The sequence below is a fragment of the Halorussus amylolyticus genome (genome assembly GCF_004143485.2).
Classification (GTDB): domain Archaea; phylum Halobacteriota; class Halobacteria; order Halobacteriales; family Haladaptataceae; genus Halorussus; species Halorussus amylolyticus.
Map to the genome: position 1 here is coordinate 35,251 of NZ_RXOB02000032.1, position 14,978 is coordinate 50,228.

16 protein-coding genes and 1 pseudogene are annotated in these 14,978 nt (G+C 61.9%); 11 read left to right on the top strand and 6 right to left on the bottom strand.

All coding sequences use genetic code 11. From position 1 onward, the window contains the following. Window positions 1–189: 189 nt before the first annotated feature. A complete protein-coding gene (locus EKH81_RS17690) occupies window positions 190–1,155 on the top strand; it encodes a hypothetical protein (RefSeq protein ID WP_132061257.1) in 966 nt (321 codons plus the stop codon). Between the two features lie 18 nt (window positions 1,156–1,173). Here the strand turns inward: EKH81_RS17690 and EKH81_RS17695 are convergent, their stop codons facing one another. Then, window positions 1,174–1,836, bottom strand: coding sequence for a phosphoribosyltransferase (locus EKH81_RS17695; RefSeq protein WP_132061306.1), 663 nt, complete (start codon window positions 1,834–1,836; stop codon window positions 1,174–1,176). Window positions 1,837–1,936: 100 nt separating this feature from the next. Between EKH81_RS17695 and EKH81_RS17700 the strand changes: the two genes are divergently transcribed. The 4 genes from EKH81_RS17700 to EKH81_RS17710 are packed head-to-tail and all read left to right on the top strand — an operon-like array spanning window position 1,937 to window position 4,584. Further along, window positions 1,937–2,578 carry a dienelactone hydrolase family protein gene (locus EKH81_RS17700; RefSeq protein ID WP_132061254.1) on the top strand — a complete coding sequence of 214 codons (642 nt, stop codon included), beginning with the start codon at window positions 1,937–1,939 and terminating at the stop codon, window positions 2,576–2,578. 47 nt (window positions 2,579–2,625) lie between these two features. Next, window positions 2,626–3,048: a CBS domain-containing protein gene (locus EKH81_RS17705; protein WP_132061251.1), complete on the top strand. Its 423-nt coding sequence runs from the start codon at window positions 2,626–2,628 to the stop codon at window positions 3,046–3,048. A gap of 19 nt (window positions 3,049–3,067) precedes the next feature. Next, window positions 3,068–3,217: a DUF7557 family protein gene (locus EKH81_RS19455; RefSeq protein ID WP_202935197.1), complete on the top strand. Its 150-nt coding sequence runs from the start codon at window positions 3,068–3,070 to the stop codon at window positions 3,215–3,217. A gap of 29 nt (window positions 3,218–3,246) precedes the next feature. Continuing rightward, complete coding sequence (locus EKH81_RS17710; protein WP_132061248.1) at window positions 3,247–4,584, top strand: erythromycin esterase family protein; 1,338 nt, start codon at window positions 3,247–3,249, stop codon at window positions 4,582–4,584. Between the two features lie 9 nt (window positions 4,585–4,593). On the opposite strand, the pseudogene EKH81_RS17715 reads toward EKH81_RS17710, so the two are convergent. From EKH81_RS17715 to EKH81_RS17725, 3 genes and pseudogenes are all read right to left on the bottom strand, one after another. Continuing rightward, window positions 4,594–4,722 (bottom strand): annotated as a pseudogene (locus EKH81_RS17715) (universal stress protein); the annotation flags it as partial. 680 nt (window positions 4,723–5,402) lie between these two features. Then, window positions 5,403–6,692 carry an MFS transporter gene (locus tag EKH81_RS17720; RefSeq protein ID WP_132061245.1) on the bottom strand — a complete coding sequence of 430 codons (1,290 nt, stop codon included), beginning with the start codon at window positions 6,690–6,692 and terminating at the stop codon, window positions 5,403–5,405. Window positions 6,693–6,695: 3 nt separating this feature from the next. Further along, complete coding sequence (locus EKH81_RS17725) at window positions 6,696–7,808, bottom strand: MBL fold metallo-hydrolase (protein WP_132061242.1); 1,113 nt, start codon at window positions 7,806–7,808, stop codon at window positions 6,696–6,698. 89 nt (window positions 7,809–7,897) lie between these two features. Here EKH81_RS17725 and EKH81_RS17730 point away from each other — a divergent pair, with 89 nt between their 5' ends. Then, the gene (locus tag EKH81_RS17730; RefSeq protein WP_132061239.1) at window positions 7,898–8,632 is read left to right on the top strand and encodes a helix-turn-helix domain-containing protein; all 735 of its coding nucleotides are present in this window, start codon (window positions 7,898–7,900) and stop codon (window positions 8,630–8,632) included. Between the two features lie 28 nt (window positions 8,633–8,660). Here the strand turns inward: EKH81_RS17730 and EKH81_RS17735 are convergent, their stop codons facing one another. Then, window positions 8,661–8,984: a DsrE family protein gene (locus EKH81_RS17735; protein WP_132061235.1), complete on the bottom strand. Its 324-nt coding sequence runs from the start codon at window positions 8,982–8,984 to the stop codon at window positions 8,661–8,663. A gap of 131 nt (window positions 8,985–9,115) precedes the next feature. Between EKH81_RS17735 and EKH81_RS17740 the strand changes: the two genes are divergently transcribed. The 4 genes from EKH81_RS17740 (at window position 9,116) to EKH81_RS17755 (ending at window position 11,976) form a co-directional block, all read left to right on the top strand. Beyond that, on the top strand, window positions 9,116–9,715 hold the full coding sequence (locus EKH81_RS17740; RefSeq protein WP_132061233.1) for an IS6 family transposase: 600 nt from the start codon (window positions 9,116–9,118) through the stop codon (window positions 9,713–9,715). Between the two features lie 32 nt (window positions 9,716–9,747). Next, window positions 9,748–10,101, top strand: a complete 354-nt coding sequence (locus EKH81_RS17745) for a hypothetical protein (RefSeq protein WP_132061231.1) — start codon at window positions 9,748–9,750, stop codon at window positions 10,099–10,101. A gap of 738 nt (window positions 10,102–10,839) precedes the next feature. Then, a complete protein-coding gene (locus EKH81_RS17750) occupies window positions 10,840–11,433 on the top strand; it encodes a helix-turn-helix transcriptional regulator (RefSeq protein ID WP_132061303.1) in 594 nt (197 codons plus the stop codon). 342 nt (window positions 11,434–11,775) lie between these two features. Beyond that, window positions 11,776–11,976, top strand: a complete 201-nt coding sequence (locus EKH81_RS17755; protein ID WP_132061229.1) for a four-helix bundle copper-binding protein — start codon at window positions 11,776–11,778, stop codon at window positions 11,974–11,976. Window positions 11,977–12,085: 109 nt separating this feature from the next. Here the strand turns inward: EKH81_RS17755 and EKH81_RS17760 are convergent, their stop codons facing one another. After that, complete coding sequence (locus EKH81_RS17760; RefSeq protein WP_132061227.1) at window positions 12,086–12,871, bottom strand: sulfite exporter TauE/SafE family protein; 786 nt, start codon at window positions 12,869–12,871, stop codon at window positions 12,086–12,088. A gap of 283 nt (window positions 12,872–13,154) precedes the next feature. Here EKH81_RS17760 and EKH81_RS17765 point away from each other — a divergent pair, with 283 nt between their 5' ends. Next, complete coding sequence (locus EKH81_RS17765) at window positions 13,155–14,936, top strand: 5'-nucleotidase C-terminal domain-containing protein (protein ID WP_132061225.1); 1,782 nt, start codon at window positions 13,155–13,157, stop codon at window positions 14,934–14,936. Window positions 14,937–14,978 lie beyond the last annotated feature (42 nt).

The window sequence follows — 14,978 nt, forward strand, 5'->3', positions numbered from 1 at the left end:
CCCGACTCGGGTCGTTGGGCTTGGAAATCGCACGCGGACGGCAGGCGATAGCGAACACGCGGAACTAATTATATTGAGGGGTGTACTACCACGGCCGTTAAACCGGGATACGCGCCGTCGTCGTCCGTTCGGAAGTCCAATAGCTGAATCGGCGGAGAGATTATCGGGGACGCGAGCGAGACTTGCGGTATGGTGTCGCAAACAGCGGTCGAACGACTCCCGACGTTCGTCGCGCTCGAAGTTCTCTCCGTTCTGCAAGGCGAGCGGAGGGGAGCGAGCGTCCCGCTCGACGGAACGTACTTCGGCGGAATTTCGCGCGCGGTCCAGGCGCTGTCGGACGAAGAGTGCGGTATCGACCCGGAATCGCGCACTAGTCAGGTCCAGCAGTCTCGACTGCTGCTGAGTACTGCCTCGGTCCAACTCGACTCGTTCGAACGCGACGAACTTCGAACGGCTTCGGACCACCTGTACGAGACTGCCGAGCGACTGCCGGAGGTCGAGTTCCTTCGCTCGGAGTACCCCGGTGAGTGCGTCGTCGTCCCCGAGTGGCTACGGACGGGACGTGTGGCCGACTGGGGAGTGCGCGCCTACTTCTTCAGCGAGGGCGATGCGCCGACGTCCGACGAAATCCTCGAAAAGAACATCGACGCCGTCGTGAACGGAACCAGGCCCGAGTTCGAGCGGTATCAGGGAGAACTTCACGGGTACCCCCAGTGCTGTATCGAGGCGTTTCACGACCGCACGCAGGACCGACCGGGACCGGAGTGGCGCTCGGTCGAACCGCTGGCCGCACGGTTTCGCGGAGACGTGTTCCGGCAGGAGCAGAATCCCTCGATAGACGACGTGCTTCCGGAGTTCTTCGAATCGGAAGACGCCTACTCGTTTTTCGCCCGCGAGTTCTTCCCGGAACCGGACTGCGCGACCGCACGCGCCGCAGGCAAGCGCGTGTACGAAGTACTTCGTGAAGAACTCGGTGCGGCGCTGGTGCAGGACTACTTCGCACTCAACTACGCCTTCTGTTACGCCGTGGCGAAGACGCTCCGGGAGCAGGCCCCGAATCAAAGCCGGCGGCCGTCTGCGGGGGAACTCGGGATGGAGCACTTCTCCTCGTACGCCCCGCTCTCGCACGTGCTGACGTTTCCGAAATACGCGTGACGACGCCTCCGAATTGCACTACGACGACCCGTCGTCGCGGAGATACGCCATCGCTTCCTCGTCGGTCACCTGCTCGAAGTTCTCGTAGAACTGTCCCACCCCACGGAACGCTGACGTGACCTTTGGACAGATCACCTCGTCGGCCTCCGCTTCGAGGTCGGTCACCGTACTCGGTGGTCCGACGGGAACGGCGACGACGACGTGCTCGGCCCCCTTCTCGCGAGCCAACCGGACCGCGGCGATTGCGGTCGAACCGGTCGCCACTCCGTCGTCGACGACCAGAACCGTCTTTCCCGCGAGGTCCGGTTCGTCTCGGTCGCCTCGGTACGTCTCGGCTTTCTCGCGTGCGTTTTCCGCCTCTCGTTCGCGCTCTCGTTCGAGATAGTCGTCGGACGCGCCGACCTGTTCGATGGCCCCGTCGTCGAGCCACGCACTCCCGTCGCTGGCCACTGCGCCGATTGCGTACTCCGGATTGCCCGGCGCGCCGATCTTCGACGCGACGATGATGTCGAGCGGTAGGCTCAAGGCGTCCGCGACTTCCCGACCTAAGGGGAGCCCACCCCGCGGTATTGCGAGCACGATGTCGGCGTTCACGTCGCGTTCGTCGACCGCCCCCGCCAAACGTCTGCCGGCGTCGGTGCGGTCGCGGAATCGGTCGGCCCCCCTTTCTCCCCCGGACATACGCTCCGCTACGACCGTTCGGTAGAAAATAACACCGCCTCCTCTTGGCATTCCGAGAAGTGCCGGTGGTATTATGCTAACACATATCGCATCTCGGGCGATGTCGTCACAGGAGGTGAACATCGTCTACGTTCCGGTCGACGGGGTGGAACTGGAGGGCGACCTTCGCGTCCCGGCGGACGCGTCTGGGTTGGTAGTGTTCGCACACGGCAGTGGGAGCAGTCGGCACAGCACGCGAAACAACTACGTCGCGGAAGTACTCCGGTCACGCGGTCTCGGAACCTTCCTCTTCGACCTGCTCACCGAAGAGGAGGACCAGTTCCGCGAGAACCGATTCGATATCCCTCTCCTGACCGAGCGATTGCTAGCGGTCACGAACTGGCTCCACGAACAGGACTCGACGAGCGACCTCACACTCGGCTACTTCGGGTCCAGTACAGGGGCGGCCGCCGCGCTCCGGGCCGCTGGGAAACGCGGTTCAGACGTCGGAGCCATCGTCTCTCGTGGCGGCCGAGTCGACATGGCATCTGAACTCCTCGGAAACGTTCGGGCCCCAACGGTATTCATCGTCGGTGGTGAGGACACCGACGTCCTCGAACTCAATCGTGAGGCATTCGAGACACTCGACTGTGAGAAGGAGTTGTCGGTGGTGGAAGGCGCAGGCCACTTGTTCGAAGGGCCGGGCGAACTCGAAAAGGTGGCCGACCTCGCCGCCGACTGGTTCGCCGACCATCTGTCGTAGGCGTACACTTATGGGCTTCTTTGTGGTACCAGAATCGGGGGGAAACAGTGACAGTACTAGACGTAGCTCGAACTGGGGTAATGACCGCTCCGAGCGACCAGACCGCCGGGAATCTGGCGACCGTGATGAGAGAAGAGGGCGTGGGAAGCGTGATAATCGAAGCCGACGACGAACCCGTGGGTATCGTCACCGACCGCGACCTCGTATTGCAAGTGCTCGAACCGCGCGAGGACCCGACTGGAGTGACCGCCGAGGACGTCATGACCGAGACGTTGGTCACGGTCCAGGGCGACGACGGCGTCTTCGAAGCGACCGCGACGATGTTCGAGAACAACGTGCGACGACTCCCGGTCGTGGACGAGGACGGGAGCCTCGCGGGCATCGTGACGATGGACGACCTGCTCGTCTTGCTCTCGACCGAGATGGAGCACCTCACGGGGGTCGTCGAGGCCGAATCACCGCCGTACTGAGACCGAACTCGTCCCACCTATGACCACCACAGTAGAACTCGACGACGAACTCACAGAGCGAATCGAACAGCATCTGGAGGAGGACGAATCGTACGAGGAATTCATCGCGGAACTGGTATCGGTGTACGAGACCGAAGGCGAGTTCCTCACCGAAGGATACTCCGAATAGCCAGAGAGCCACGAACGCAGAGACGTCCGATGAGCGAACTTCGAGACCGAACGTCGTGGGAAGAACCGAACGACGTCGAGGTGGCCGCCGCCGGAATCCGGTCGACCGCGACCGAACTGACGAGTCCGGCGGACTTAGACGACCTCGTTGCCGACCTCGGCGACGACCGGTACGTCCTTCTGGGGGAAGCGTCTCACGGGACCTCCGAGTTCTATCGGTGGCGTGCCCGACTGACCGCTCGACTCGTCGAGGAACGGGGGTTCGATTTCGTCGCCGTCGAGGGCGACTGGACCGACTGCTACGCAGTCAATCGCTACGTACGGGGGCTTCCAGACTCGGGCGAGACCATCCGCGGGGTGCTGGAGGCGTTCGACCGCTGGCCGGCGTGGATGTGGGCTAACTGGGAGATGGTGGAGTTTCTCGAATGGCTCGACCTTCACAACGAACAGCGACCCCGAGACGAACGCGTCGGTTTCTACGGCATGGACGTGTACAGCCTGTTCGAGTCGATGGACGCTGTCGTCGATTATCTCGAAGACGTAGACTTCGAAGCCGCCGAGGAAGCCGAGAACGCCTATCGCTGTTTCGAACCGTACGGTGAGGACGCCCAAGAGTACGCGCGAGCGCTTCGGATGGTACCCGAGACGTGTGAGGACGAAGTCGTGGACATCCTGTCTCGACTGCGAGCGAGCACGCCGAAGTACGACACCGACGACGAAGAAGACTACTTCAACGCCGAGCAGAACGCGCTGGTCGCCAGAAACGCCGAGCGCTACTATCGGGAGATGGTCAGTGGCGACACCGACTCGTGGAACGTCCGAGACAGGCACATGTTCGAGACATTAGAGCGTCTCACTGACCATCACGGGCCGAACGCCAAGGGTATCGTCTGGGCGCACAACACCCACGTCGGGGACGCGCGAGCGACGGACATGGAAGAACGCGGCCGACTCAACGTCGGCCAACTCGTCCGCGAGCACCACTCCGGAGACGTGTCGTTGGTCGGGTTCGGGTCCCATCGGGGAAGCGTCATTGCGGCCGATTCGTGGAACGCCCCGATGGCGGAACTCCCCGTCCCGCCGGCCCAGGCGGGAAGCTACGAACACGCGTTCCACCGCGCGGGCGACCGAGACTGGCTCCTCCAGATGGACGACCTCGACGCTGAAACGGCACTCGCCGAACCGCGAGGGCACCGCGCTATCGGCGTGGTCTACCATCCGCAGCGTGAGTCCGGAAACTACGTGCCGACGGTGCTTCCCCAGCGATACGACGCGTTTCTCCACATCGACGAAACGCAGGCTCTGCATCCCCTCGACGTCCACGTGGACCGCCAAGCCGTCCCCGAACTCTACCCGTGGGGGCTGTGACCCGGTCGGTCACTCACCGTCCGCGGCGTCGTCGCGCGCCATCGACGCCGTGAGGACTGGAACGTCAGCCAGTCGGACGACGCGCTCGGTAACGCTTCCGAGGAGATACCAGTCGAAACCGGCCCGACCGTGCGTCCCATGACGGCGAGGCCTCCGCGTTCGACTGGGATGCAGGCGCTACGCCGAGCTTTAATATAAGGCATCGTGCCGAACCTGTTGCGCTCTTCGTGACCGCCGACAAGGCGAAGACCGAAGCGAGCGAACGCTGAATCGTGTCGAAAGTCGAACCGTTCGAGGAGCACACCGACCGATACGAGGAGTGGTTCGAACAGAACGAGTAGGCCGACGAGTCGGAGCTGGCGGCGCTCCGCCGTCTCCTCCCATCGTCGGGGTACGGGGTCGAAATCGGTGTCGGGAGCGGCCGGTTCGCCGCGCCGCTGGGTGTCGAGGTCGGCGTCGACCCCTCGGAAGCGATGCTGGCGTACGCCACCGAGCGAGGCATCGACGCGGGTGGTGTACCGGCGACGACGTTCTCAACACGAAGTCACTCGAGGAGGTTCGGTCGTTTTTCGAAGGCTGAAGCAGTCGAGAGGGGTCACGACGTCACTCGATTCGGTACTCCTTTGGTTCGACCAACGTGTCGAGTCGACAGCACTCACGGCGACATCGTCCGTGACGCAGACGTCGACGCTACTCGGCAGGAATGCACCGAGAGCGTCGAACTCGCCGAACCGGAGGAAGGGCACGACGGGTACGAGCACGCATCCCCTGTACTGGTATCCCGATACCACGACTCCGAAAAACGAGCGGACTGGCGCTTAATCATCCGGCGCGACTTGCTTCGGTGTTTCTGTGGCAGGTGCCGGTGGTTCGTGAGTCCCGAAGTCTGGATGGGTCTCTTCCATCCAGACGTACACGACAGCCCCGGAGAGGAACATCAGAATCGCAGTCACGTAGAAGGCGGCCTCGGCGTTCACGAACTCCATCGAGAGGCCAATCACGATTGCGCCGACGCCGTAGCCAGCGTCGCGCCACATCCGGTAGACGCCCATTCCTGCCGACCGCCACGTCGGGTGGGCCGCGTCACTGGGGACGGTCATCAGGTTCGGGTAGAGCAGTGCCATCCCGAGTCCTGAAACTCCGGCCAGGGTTACCCACTGAAGGTAGCTGTTGACGAACACCATCCCGAGGACGCCAGCCCCCGCGAGGAACATCCCCGCGACGACCGGCGGACGTCGTCCGATGCGGTCGGCGAGGCCGCCGGTCCCGATCTGGAGGAAGTACATCGCGCTGTGGACGCCGACGACGAGGCCCACGGCTTCGATAGCGAGTCCCTGACTCGTGAGATAGAGCGGGACGGCGATCCAGAACAACGTATCCACGAAGTTCTCGATGTGGCCAGCTTGCGCCGCCGCGAACAACGTCTTGTCGCCGTAGGTCGCTCGCTTCAGGACTTCGTTGAACGGGAGGTTCGCGTCGTGGTGGTCGTCATCGCCCTCCAGTCGTGCGAGTTGGACCGTCTCTTTGATGAGAAAGACCGAGATGAGGAACGCCAGCACTACCACAGCCGCGAGGAAGTAGAACGGCTCCGGCCGGAGATTCGTCTGGCCGGCGATGACGCCCGTGATCCACGCTCCCGCGGCGACGCCGGTGTACCCGAACGCCTCGTCGATGCCAACAGCGAGCCCGCGTTGGTCTGGGCTCGCGAGATCAATCTTAGCGTTGATCGCCATGCTCCAAGTCAGCGCCTGATTGACACCTAGCAGGACGTTCCCGACGGTGATCCACGCCCAACTCGGCGCGAAGATGAGAATCACCGGGATCGGCAGCGCGGTGATCCAGCCGAGAACGAGCACCGGCTTGCGTCCGTACTCCTCGCCCCATTTGCCGGCGTAGAGGTTGAGCAGCGCCTTGACGAAGCCGAAGGAGACGACGAACGAGCCGATGACGAAGAACGACTCGACGCCGAGTACCTCCTCGCCGAGAACGGGAACGACGGTCCGCTCCGAGCCGATCGTCAACCCCGTCGCGAACACGAGCAGGACGTGCAGCGAGAACTGCCCAAGGTGTTCACGGATTCCCTGTTTCAGGTCAGTTTTCCCAGTCATTGATTACTCGGCCGCACAGCGGTTGGGGCCGAGCTCGACCTCGGACAGTTCTTCGTCGGGGACGTCTTCCTGCCCGACGTTCGTTCGCTTGACGCGCTCGAAGTTCGGCGGATGGTCCGGGACGTCCGAGGCGAGCGTCTCGATGAACTCCTCGCGGTCACGGCTGAGGTCTTCGTTTTGCTCTTTGATTTCACCGAGTGCCGCGGTCACCGGTGGCTCGGGTGATCCTGGGTCGTGTGCTGGGAGGACGACGGCGCCGTCTGCCCGTTCTCGCAAGCGCTGGAGGCTCTCGTAGAGTTCCGCGGCGTTAGCCTCAACGTCGGAATCTTCGATACCGGCTTCGACGCCGAGTTCGACGCGGCCGACGCTCTCGTGAAAGAGCGTGTCTCCTGTGACGAGCGCCTCGCCGCCGACATCGAACGAGACGCTGCCCTCGCTGTGTCCCGGCGTGTGAATCACTTCGACATCGACGGTCCCAATTTCGATAGTCTCTCCGTCATTGATCGGAGTCGCATCGATGGCGAGCGCGTCCTTCGGGTGAAGGTAGTACGGAACGTTATGCCTCTCGGCGAGGTCTGCACCACCGGAGACGTGGTCGGCGTGCGCGTGCGTGTCGAAGACGGCGACGAGGTCGGCGTCGTACTCGTCGAGAATTTCCTCGTACTCACCGAGGTAGTGAGAGGGGTCGAATACGGCGGCTTCACCGTCCGAAATCAGGACGTGCGAGAGACAGCCCTTCCCCGGACGGGCGACCTGAACGAGCGTACCGTCGAGGTCGGTCCGGACGGGCGCGCTTCGGTGGACGCGACTCCATCCGTTCATTCCGTCGGTGAGTGTCGTGGCGTCGTAGCCCAACTCTCCAAGGACGTCCGTCGCCGTCTGCGAGACGACTCCCGCGGCGCAGACGGTGACGATTTCGTTCTCGGTCGGCAGGTCTTCGAGGGCATCCTTTGCCGTCTCCGGATCGTCCTGCAGTTCGTCGTAGACGTCGACGTTGACGCTGTCCGGGATATGCCAGTCGTCGTAGTCCTCTTGATGCCGAATGTCGAGGACGAGAACGTCGTTCCCGTCTGCGTGCAATCGTGCACTGAGTTCGTCTGGGTTCACTTCTGTCATCGGTGTTCAGTTGTAGGGGGTGTTTCTGAATATATGTGGTGCCGGTCATGACCGGTACTACTATTCAGCTCGATGCCGAATCGTAGTGTATGAGCCTGTACGAAGCCTCGTTCCGGGTGAAACACGAGTGTCCCTATCGGGAAGTATCCGAACGGTATCCGGACCTCACGATACGCGAGTGGTACTTGAGCGACTGTCAGGTGCTCGAAATCACTTCCACGGGAACCCCGACGGACGACTTGCTCGACGAGATCGATAGTCTGGGAACGATTCTTCACCGGTCGGTTGACGATTCCGGGTTACACGTCGTTACGCAGTCCTGTCTCTGCTCGCTCGAAGGGTCGATAATCGACCGGTTCGAAGAGTACAACTGTCTCTACCAACCGCCGACGATTCACCGACAGGGCTGGGAGCACTACACGGTAATCGCGTTCGACGAGTCTGACGTTCGAGCGCTTATCCGGGACCTGGAATCCGAACGGGATATCGACGTACTTTCGAAGACCGCTATCGCGGAACAACAGATTCCGCACAGTATGTTAGCTCCCGTTGATCGACTCTTCGAAGACCTTACCGACCGACAACTGGCGGCACTTCGGTTGGCTCTCGAAAGCGGCTACTACGAACAGCCCCGAAAGACGTCGCTACGCGAGTTGGCCGAGCGAACGTCCATAGCTCGGTCGACGTACGAGGAACACCTTCGGAAAGCGGAGAACAAACTCCTCACGAACGCGGGCGAGTTCTTACGGTTGGTGACGGCAACTTCCTCGGGAGACCCACTGCACGTCGATCAGCCAGAGCTGTCCGAACAGAGCGCTGACTGAACGCGCTCCGTCGGAATCCGTCGAAGGGTCAGCCGATGGTTAGTACTTCGTCAGCTTCTTCGACGATGCGAAGGCAGTCACTCATCGTCGAGTGGGGCCTGAGGTCGTCGGGTTCGATATCACGAGAGTCGAGACAGGTTCCGCAGGCGAAGAGGTCGCCGCCGTTTTGCGTGTACTTGCGCATTACTCCATGAGGGTTGAACTTTTCGTGCTTGAGGTCGGGCGCTTCGACACCGTCACCGAGGAGGAAAACTTCGACGGCGTGTTCCGCGTCCAGCGCAGTGTTCGCCAGTCGAAATCCGTTCCAGACGCGCTCGGGGTCGTTCGTCTCGAGGATGATTCCGAGATGCATGCCCAGGTATCGTCGTGGGGGTACTTGAAAAATGGTACTGATTCACAGGCCGTGTTCAACTAAGAGTGAGGCGGTCGTGCTTCGGTTGTTCTATGACCCAAAACGGCCGCCTCAGATGTCCTAGTCCGTAGATTGACCTGGAGTTTGTGGAGCGAGAGCGGACACCCCGGCCTGCAATTGAGGTGGGTATTCGCCTCCACTTGGCGGGACTTTCACTTTCGAATACCAAACGAGAAATTGAGAAGTTGGGTGTCGAACGGAGTCGCACTGCGATTCATAATTGGGTGCAGAAGACCGATTTACAGCCGACCAGCGATACGATTCCGAATCAGATCGCGGTTGACGAGACGGTGATTCGGGTCACTGGTGAGCGGTGCTGGCTGTACGCCGCGGTCAACCCGGCGACGAACGAATTCCTTCATTCTCAGCTGTTTCAGGCGCTCACGACTCAGCTCACTCTGCTGTTCTTCAGAGACCTCCGCGAGAAACAGCAGGTCGAGCAAGCCACGTTTCTGGTTGATGAAGCCCATCACCTCCAGACCGCGCTGACCCGGCTCGGACTCCGATTTCAGTATATTCGCCATGGAAATCGGAATAGCGTCGAACGTGTTTTCCGCGAGGTAAAACGGCGAACCTCCTCGTTTTCGAATGCGTTCCGCAACGTCGAGCTAGAAACCGCTGAATCGTGGCTCCAAGCCTGCGCCGTCTGGCACAATTCATGCCAAACTTAACACGACCCGGTACGTACAGCAAGGTATCAGAGATGGCCGACACGACACTCACGTCAAACACGGAACCGGGGAGCGTTCGCTATCTGGAAGCCCTCGCTGTCGCCGCGGCGTTCCTTCACGGCGGTCAGGACCTGATGCGTGGTGAGCCAGCGGAGCTTGGAATCCCCGTCTGGTTGTTCGCCGGAGGCTTTTTCCTCTACGCTGTCGCCATTCCCTTCTTCTCGGACCGCCCCCGCGCTCGCGTGCTTCTCACTGGGGGCGTCCCGCTCGGCATCGGAGTCTTTCACCTCTTCGCGTCACACCACGGCGGATTCTACATGCCAATCACGTACTCGACACTCCTGTTCGGCGGCGGTGTTTTGGTTTGGTACGTGTCCGGTAATTGATATCGTCCGCCGACTCCCTCAGCGTTCCGGGGTCGCTGTGAACGAAAAAACGATGCCGCCCTCGGAAAGCAATGCGAGAACGACCCGGTGGAAGATGCGCTCTTGGGTGTGACTGACCGAAGAGAGCGGACTCGGGCCCGTCTCGGAGGCCTAACTCTCGACGTCGTCACCGAACCAGCTCCATACCACGACCACCGTGCTCCTCATCCTCGGAACGCTACTCTTGCTCCCGTTGCTCACGCTGGGAGGGATTCGGTGGCCCGATGGGATACGTCGGAATTCCGTGTTCGACTCTGTCCGTGTATTCCTGATTCTCGGGGTCGGCCTAACTCCCATCGCGAATGCAGACTTCGTAGTCGATTACTGGGAAGTCAAAGGCTTCGTACCTTACTGTTTCTTAACTGGTCTTGGGAGGAGTTTCGCTACTGATTCGTTGTAAGCCGGGGAACAGTATCAAGTGTCTGTAGCTCGGTGTCCGACCGATGAACCGACGCCAGTATCTCCGACGGGTGGGGGTAGTTTCTGTTCCCTCATTTACTGGCTGTACCAGTGTCTCTGAAGATGAACGGCAAGAACCAGGGACGGTCGCCTGTGCTTCGTCCCCTCGCATCAATCGTGGATATCAAGTATCACGGCCGGGCAGCCACAAGTATTGCTTCGGAAAATCAAAACGGGTACAGCGATGTCTCGCAAACTCTCACGCATGAGCAAGTACACCAGCGGATCGAGGTGGGGGAGATGAATCGACGGCGAGCCGATACGGTAGTCGGCGGCTTGGTCGCTGCCGTCCTCATCGTCGGCGGTGTGCTCAGCTGGCAAGCGTACCAGCAACAGCAAGCCTTCGAGGAGATGGAATCGATGATGGGCACGTCCATGGGAGCAGTCCACGGAACGAATCCACTCTGGTACGTCCTCGGAACTCTCCTCGTCTCGGCTGTCATCGGTGGGGGGTATCTCGTGGTTCGGGATGAGGTCACCAGCACAGGCATAAACGACCGCTCACAGAATGAGACGGCGGATTCGACCGACCGTGAGAGCGTCGAATCACCAGAGGGAGCTATCCAATCGAACGGAGCCATCAATCCCGAGTCTCAGCCACAGGCTCGCGTGTTAGACCTCCTGCCAGATGATGAACGCCGTATCCTCGAACCAGTCATCTCCTCGCCCGGCATTACACAGATCGAATTACGAGATCGCTCGGACTTCTCGAAGAGCAAAGTAAGCCAGACGGTCAGCGCCCTCGAGAAGCGCGGCCTACTGTACCGCGAGCGCCAAGGGCGGACGTATCGCATCTATCCGAGCGACGACTTACAACAGAAACAGGCGAACTAGCAATCGCTACTGCAGATCCAGAACTGTTCGGAACCGTGGTCGTGGGTGCTTGCACTGGAGACGAGCGACATTCGTGTATCACCATCCTCACCAGGAGGCCAATCCTCGACTCCCAGAAAAGTAGGGCTATGACTCCCACAACGCTCTCCCGTCGCCGTATAATTGGACCGAGTTCTATCGCGCCCGTTGGCCTCTCAGGCTGTCCGAGCTCAGGCCATCAGAACCCCGCGTTCCCGCGCGGTGTGCCCGCACTCCTCGACGCCTTCTGGCGGCCAGACATGGGATGACCCCGCAAGGGCAAGCAGGCCGATGAACTAGAAGGGCCTCGTACGGTGACGTCCAATGTCACTTGCAGAAACAGTGTCCAAGATCGACCATCTGAGCGAGGAAGAGCGCGAGTGCATCGAGATTTGCAATGAAGCCACTGAGGTCTGTGAGGAGTGTGCCGAAGAATGTGAGCGTCACGATGCCCAGCACTGCCAGGTCTATGCCGAGGTCCTCACGGAATGCACCGAGAGCTGTCGGAACATGATGAGTGCCTGACCGACGCCCGAATAGCGCACGAATTAGCACCGTTGCGACGCTGTTTTTTGGCTACAACCGCTGTATCGAGGGGACCCGGAATCCTCGCACAGAGGACAGCCGAACGCGGTTAGAGTTCCGGAACCGACGTGAACAGCAGGACGAACGCGTTCACGGTCAGTAGCGCGAGCACGACCCACTGGAAGATGCGCTCGGGGATGTGGTCGAAGATGTACACGCCGACCCAGGCACCGACGAACACCATCGGAATAGCGACGGCAGCCTCGATCATCAGCGGCGTCGTCACGTCCCCCGTGTAGGTGAGACTCCCGAGGCGGTACAGCATGAGCGTCCCGAAGAAGGCGGTGAACGTGGCCTTCATCTCCTCGTCGGTCCAGAACCCACTTGCCGACATGAAGGCCCCGTAGACGATCATCGGCGGGCCGGGGACGGCGACGGCGCCGCCGAGAATCCCCGCAAGCAGCCCGGCCGTCGCGCCAATTATCTTCCCCGGTCGGTAGTCCTTCTCCTCGATCCAGTCCGTGACGACATCGAGTTGCTGGGTCGCGCCGACGACGATGACCGCTAACACGAGAACCGCCCCGATGGCGACGCGCATCTGTGCCGCGTCGAACCCACTGAACACGACGATGCCGAGCGGCATCCCGACGACGAGCCCGCCAACAGGAACGATCCACTTCTCCCAGTCGAACGCGTCCCGGACGCTCCACCAGACGCGGGCGTTGGCCACCACCGCCGTCGCCGTGAAGATGATCGACGCGCTCGAGGGCGACCGAAACAGCGGCATTATGCCCATCGACACCTGCGCGAAGCCGAACCCAGCAATACCGTGAACAGCGGCTGCGACGAGGATGACGACCGCAGACAACCCTGTCGTCACCCAGTCGCTCGTCATCGATACCGCCTCCACGAGCGGGTCAGTGGGCGCATCTCGATAGCGACTACCATGTCTTCCCACCTAAGCGTACTTGCAGCCGAGAGCCGACAGAGAGCGTCCTCGGCCAGATACCACGGTCTCGCTCGGGCTAAGCGCGTGTCTGTGTGCCACTGAGAGCGTGTGTCTCGGCCGTGGCGCCCGGTTTTCTTCGAGACGGGGCACGTAAACGGTCTTTTGCGGTATTTCCGACACTAGCCACAATCCATGAACAGGAGGAGCGCGTATCTACACTCCCGCCACGATGAACGATACCAAGGCACTCGGCGAGTGGACGTCCCTCGGTGGCGACCCTGTCAGTGACGGTACGGGTCCCCCCGACGCGGTCTTCGCCCACGTCAGTGACCTCCACGGACAGCTGACGCCGCGCTCCCAGGTCTACTACGACAATCCGACGTCGAAGCCGGACTTCGACTTCGAAGACGACGACCGCGTCGTCGAGTGCGGCGGCGGGATACCCCTGCTCGCGGCCAAACTCGACGAACTCCGTGAGGACCACGACGTCTGTACGCTCATGAGCGGCGACACGTTCCACGGCTCCGCCGTGACCACCTACACCGACGGGCGAGCGATGCTCGACCCCATCAACGAATACCTCGCGCCCGATGTCTACGTCCCCGGTAACTGGGACTACTCGAACGAAGCCGCCGAGGACGGCAACTTCGTGGAACTAATGGACGCGCTCGACGCGCCCGTCCTCGCGAACAACCTCTATGACTGGGAGACCGACGAGCGGTTGTACGACGCCTACCGGGTCCTCAAGGTCGGTGGCCTCTCCGTGGGCGTCGTCGGCATGACGAACGTCTACGTCGACCGGATGGCGCCCGCGTTCTCCGAAGGAAAGTACCGCTTCGGCAAGCACCCCGCACTCCTCGAGGAGTCCGCACGCGCCGCTCGCGAGGACGGCGTGGACGTCGTGGTCGCGGTCACCGAGATCGGCCTCCCGTGGATGGTCCAGGCGGCCAAGGACTCTGCGAGCGTGGACGTGGTGTTCAGCGCGCACACCCACGAGTACACCTACGACCCGATCGTCGTCGAGGAGACCGAGACGGTCGTCGTCGAATCCGGCATGGGCGAGGCGCTCGGCCGCGTGGACCTGCGCGTTCGGGACGACGAGCTGCAGTTCCGACACCACCTCTACTGTCTGACCGAGGACGGCGAACACACGCCCGAGCCGGACGCCGACGCGGCGGAGACAGTCGAATCGGTGCGTGCGCCCTTTTTCGAGGACGACCCGGGGTTCGAGCGAGGGGCGGGCACGCTCAACCGTCCGCTGGATACGGTCGTCGGCCAGACGGAGCACCCGCTCTACCGGCAGTCCTTCCTCGAGAGCGCGTGGAATACGCTGTTCAACGACGCGCTCCGCGCTCACTTCGACACCGACCTCGCCGTCTCGCACGGGTTCCGGTACGGGACTGCCATCCCGCCGGGTGACATCACGCTCGGCGAGCTGTACACGTTCTTCCCGATGACGACGCCCGTCGCTCGCGGTGTCGCCTTCGGCCAGCAACTTACGAACCACATGGAGGCGTTCCTTCAGGACAACTTCTCGCCGTACCCCTACGACCAGGAGGACGGTCGCGTCCGGAACTTCTCCTCGAACGTCGAGGTGACCCTCGACCCGACGGCCCAGCGCGGCCGCCGCCTCGTCGAGATGCAGGTCGACGGCGAGCCGGTCGACCCGGAAGACACGTACTCGGTGGCGACGTTCCGCCGGCCCGGCGACCCCGAGCGCGACCTCGGCAACTGCGGGTTCCCGTTCCAGGACGTCGAGGTCGACGACGGGACGATACCGGTCGACGTCATCGTCGAGTACCTCTCGGACCACTCGCCCGTCGACTACGAGGTGATGGGGCTGGTCGAGACCGCAGACGACGGCGGTCGAGCCCAGAACACGCCCGCAGACGGGACGTACCCGTTCGTCCAGCCCGGCGTCGACTACGCTGACGGCGAGGCGTACTGTGAGACAGCCATGGTTCCGCGCGAGAACGTTTTCCCCGAAGAGGGGCGTAATCGAACGCGCTAGACGGCGACGCACGCGAACAGCTGCGTAGAGCGACGATCTCGA

What these genes read in the sequence shown, in the direction of transcription:
- EKH81_RS17730 (WP_132061239.1), top strand. Translation starts at nt 7,898, where the DNA reads ATGAGCCTGTACGAAGCCTCGTTCCGGGTGAAACACGAGTGTCCCTAT.
- EKH81_RS17765 (WP_132061225.1), top strand. Translation starts at nt 13,155, where the DNA reads ATGAACGATACCAAGGCACTCGGCGAGTGGACGTCCCTCGGTGGCGAC.
- EKH81_RS17700 (WP_132061254.1), top strand. Translation starts at nt 1,937, where the DNA reads ATGTCGTCACAGGAGGTGAACATCGTCTACGTTCCGGTCGACGGGGTG.
- EKH81_RS17725 (WP_132061242.1), bottom strand. Translation starts at nt 7,808, where the DNA reads ATGACAGAAGTGAACCCAGACGAACTCAGTGCACGATTGCACGCAGAC.
- EKH81_RS19455 (WP_202935197.1), top strand. Translation starts at nt 3,068, where the DNA reads ATGACCACCACAGTAGAACTCGACGACGAACTCACAGAGCGAATCGAA.
- EKH81_RS17745 (WP_132061231.1), top strand. Translation starts at nt 9,748, where the DNA reads ATGGCCGACACGACACTCACGTCAAACACGGAACCGGGGAGCGTTCGC.
- EKH81_RS17720 (WP_132061245.1), bottom strand. Translation starts at nt 6,692, where the DNA reads ATGACTGGGAAAACTGACCTGAAACAGGGAATCCGTGAACACCTTGGG.
- EKH81_RS17690 (WP_132061257.1), top strand. Translation starts at nt 190, where the DNA reads ATGGTGTCGCAAACAGCGGTCGAACGACTCCCGACGTTCGTCGCGCTC.
- EKH81_RS17735 (WP_132061235.1), bottom strand. Translation starts at nt 8,984, where the DNA reads ATGCATCTCGGAATCATCCTCGAGACGAACGACCCCGAGCGCGTCTGG.
- EKH81_RS17695 (WP_132061306.1), bottom strand. Translation starts at nt 1,836, where the DNA reads ATGTCCGGGGGAGAAAGGGGGGCCGACCGATTCCGCGACCGCACCGAC.
- EKH81_RS17710 (WP_132061248.1), top strand. Translation starts at nt 3,247, where the DNA reads ATGAGCGAACTTCGAGACCGAACGTCGTGGGAAGAACCGAACGACGTC.
- EKH81_RS17755 (WP_132061229.1), top strand. Translation starts at nt 11,776, where the DNA reads ATGTCACTTGCAGAAACAGTGTCCAAGATCGACCATCTGAGCGAGGAA.
- EKH81_RS17750 (WP_132061303.1), top strand. Translation starts at nt 10,840, where the DNA reads ATGAATCGACGGCGAGCCGATACGGTAGTCGGCGGCTTGGTCGCTGCC.
- EKH81_RS17760 (WP_132061227.1), bottom strand. Translation starts at nt 12,871, where the DNA reads ATGACGAGCGACTGGGTGACGACAGGGTTGTCTGCGGTCGTCATCCTC.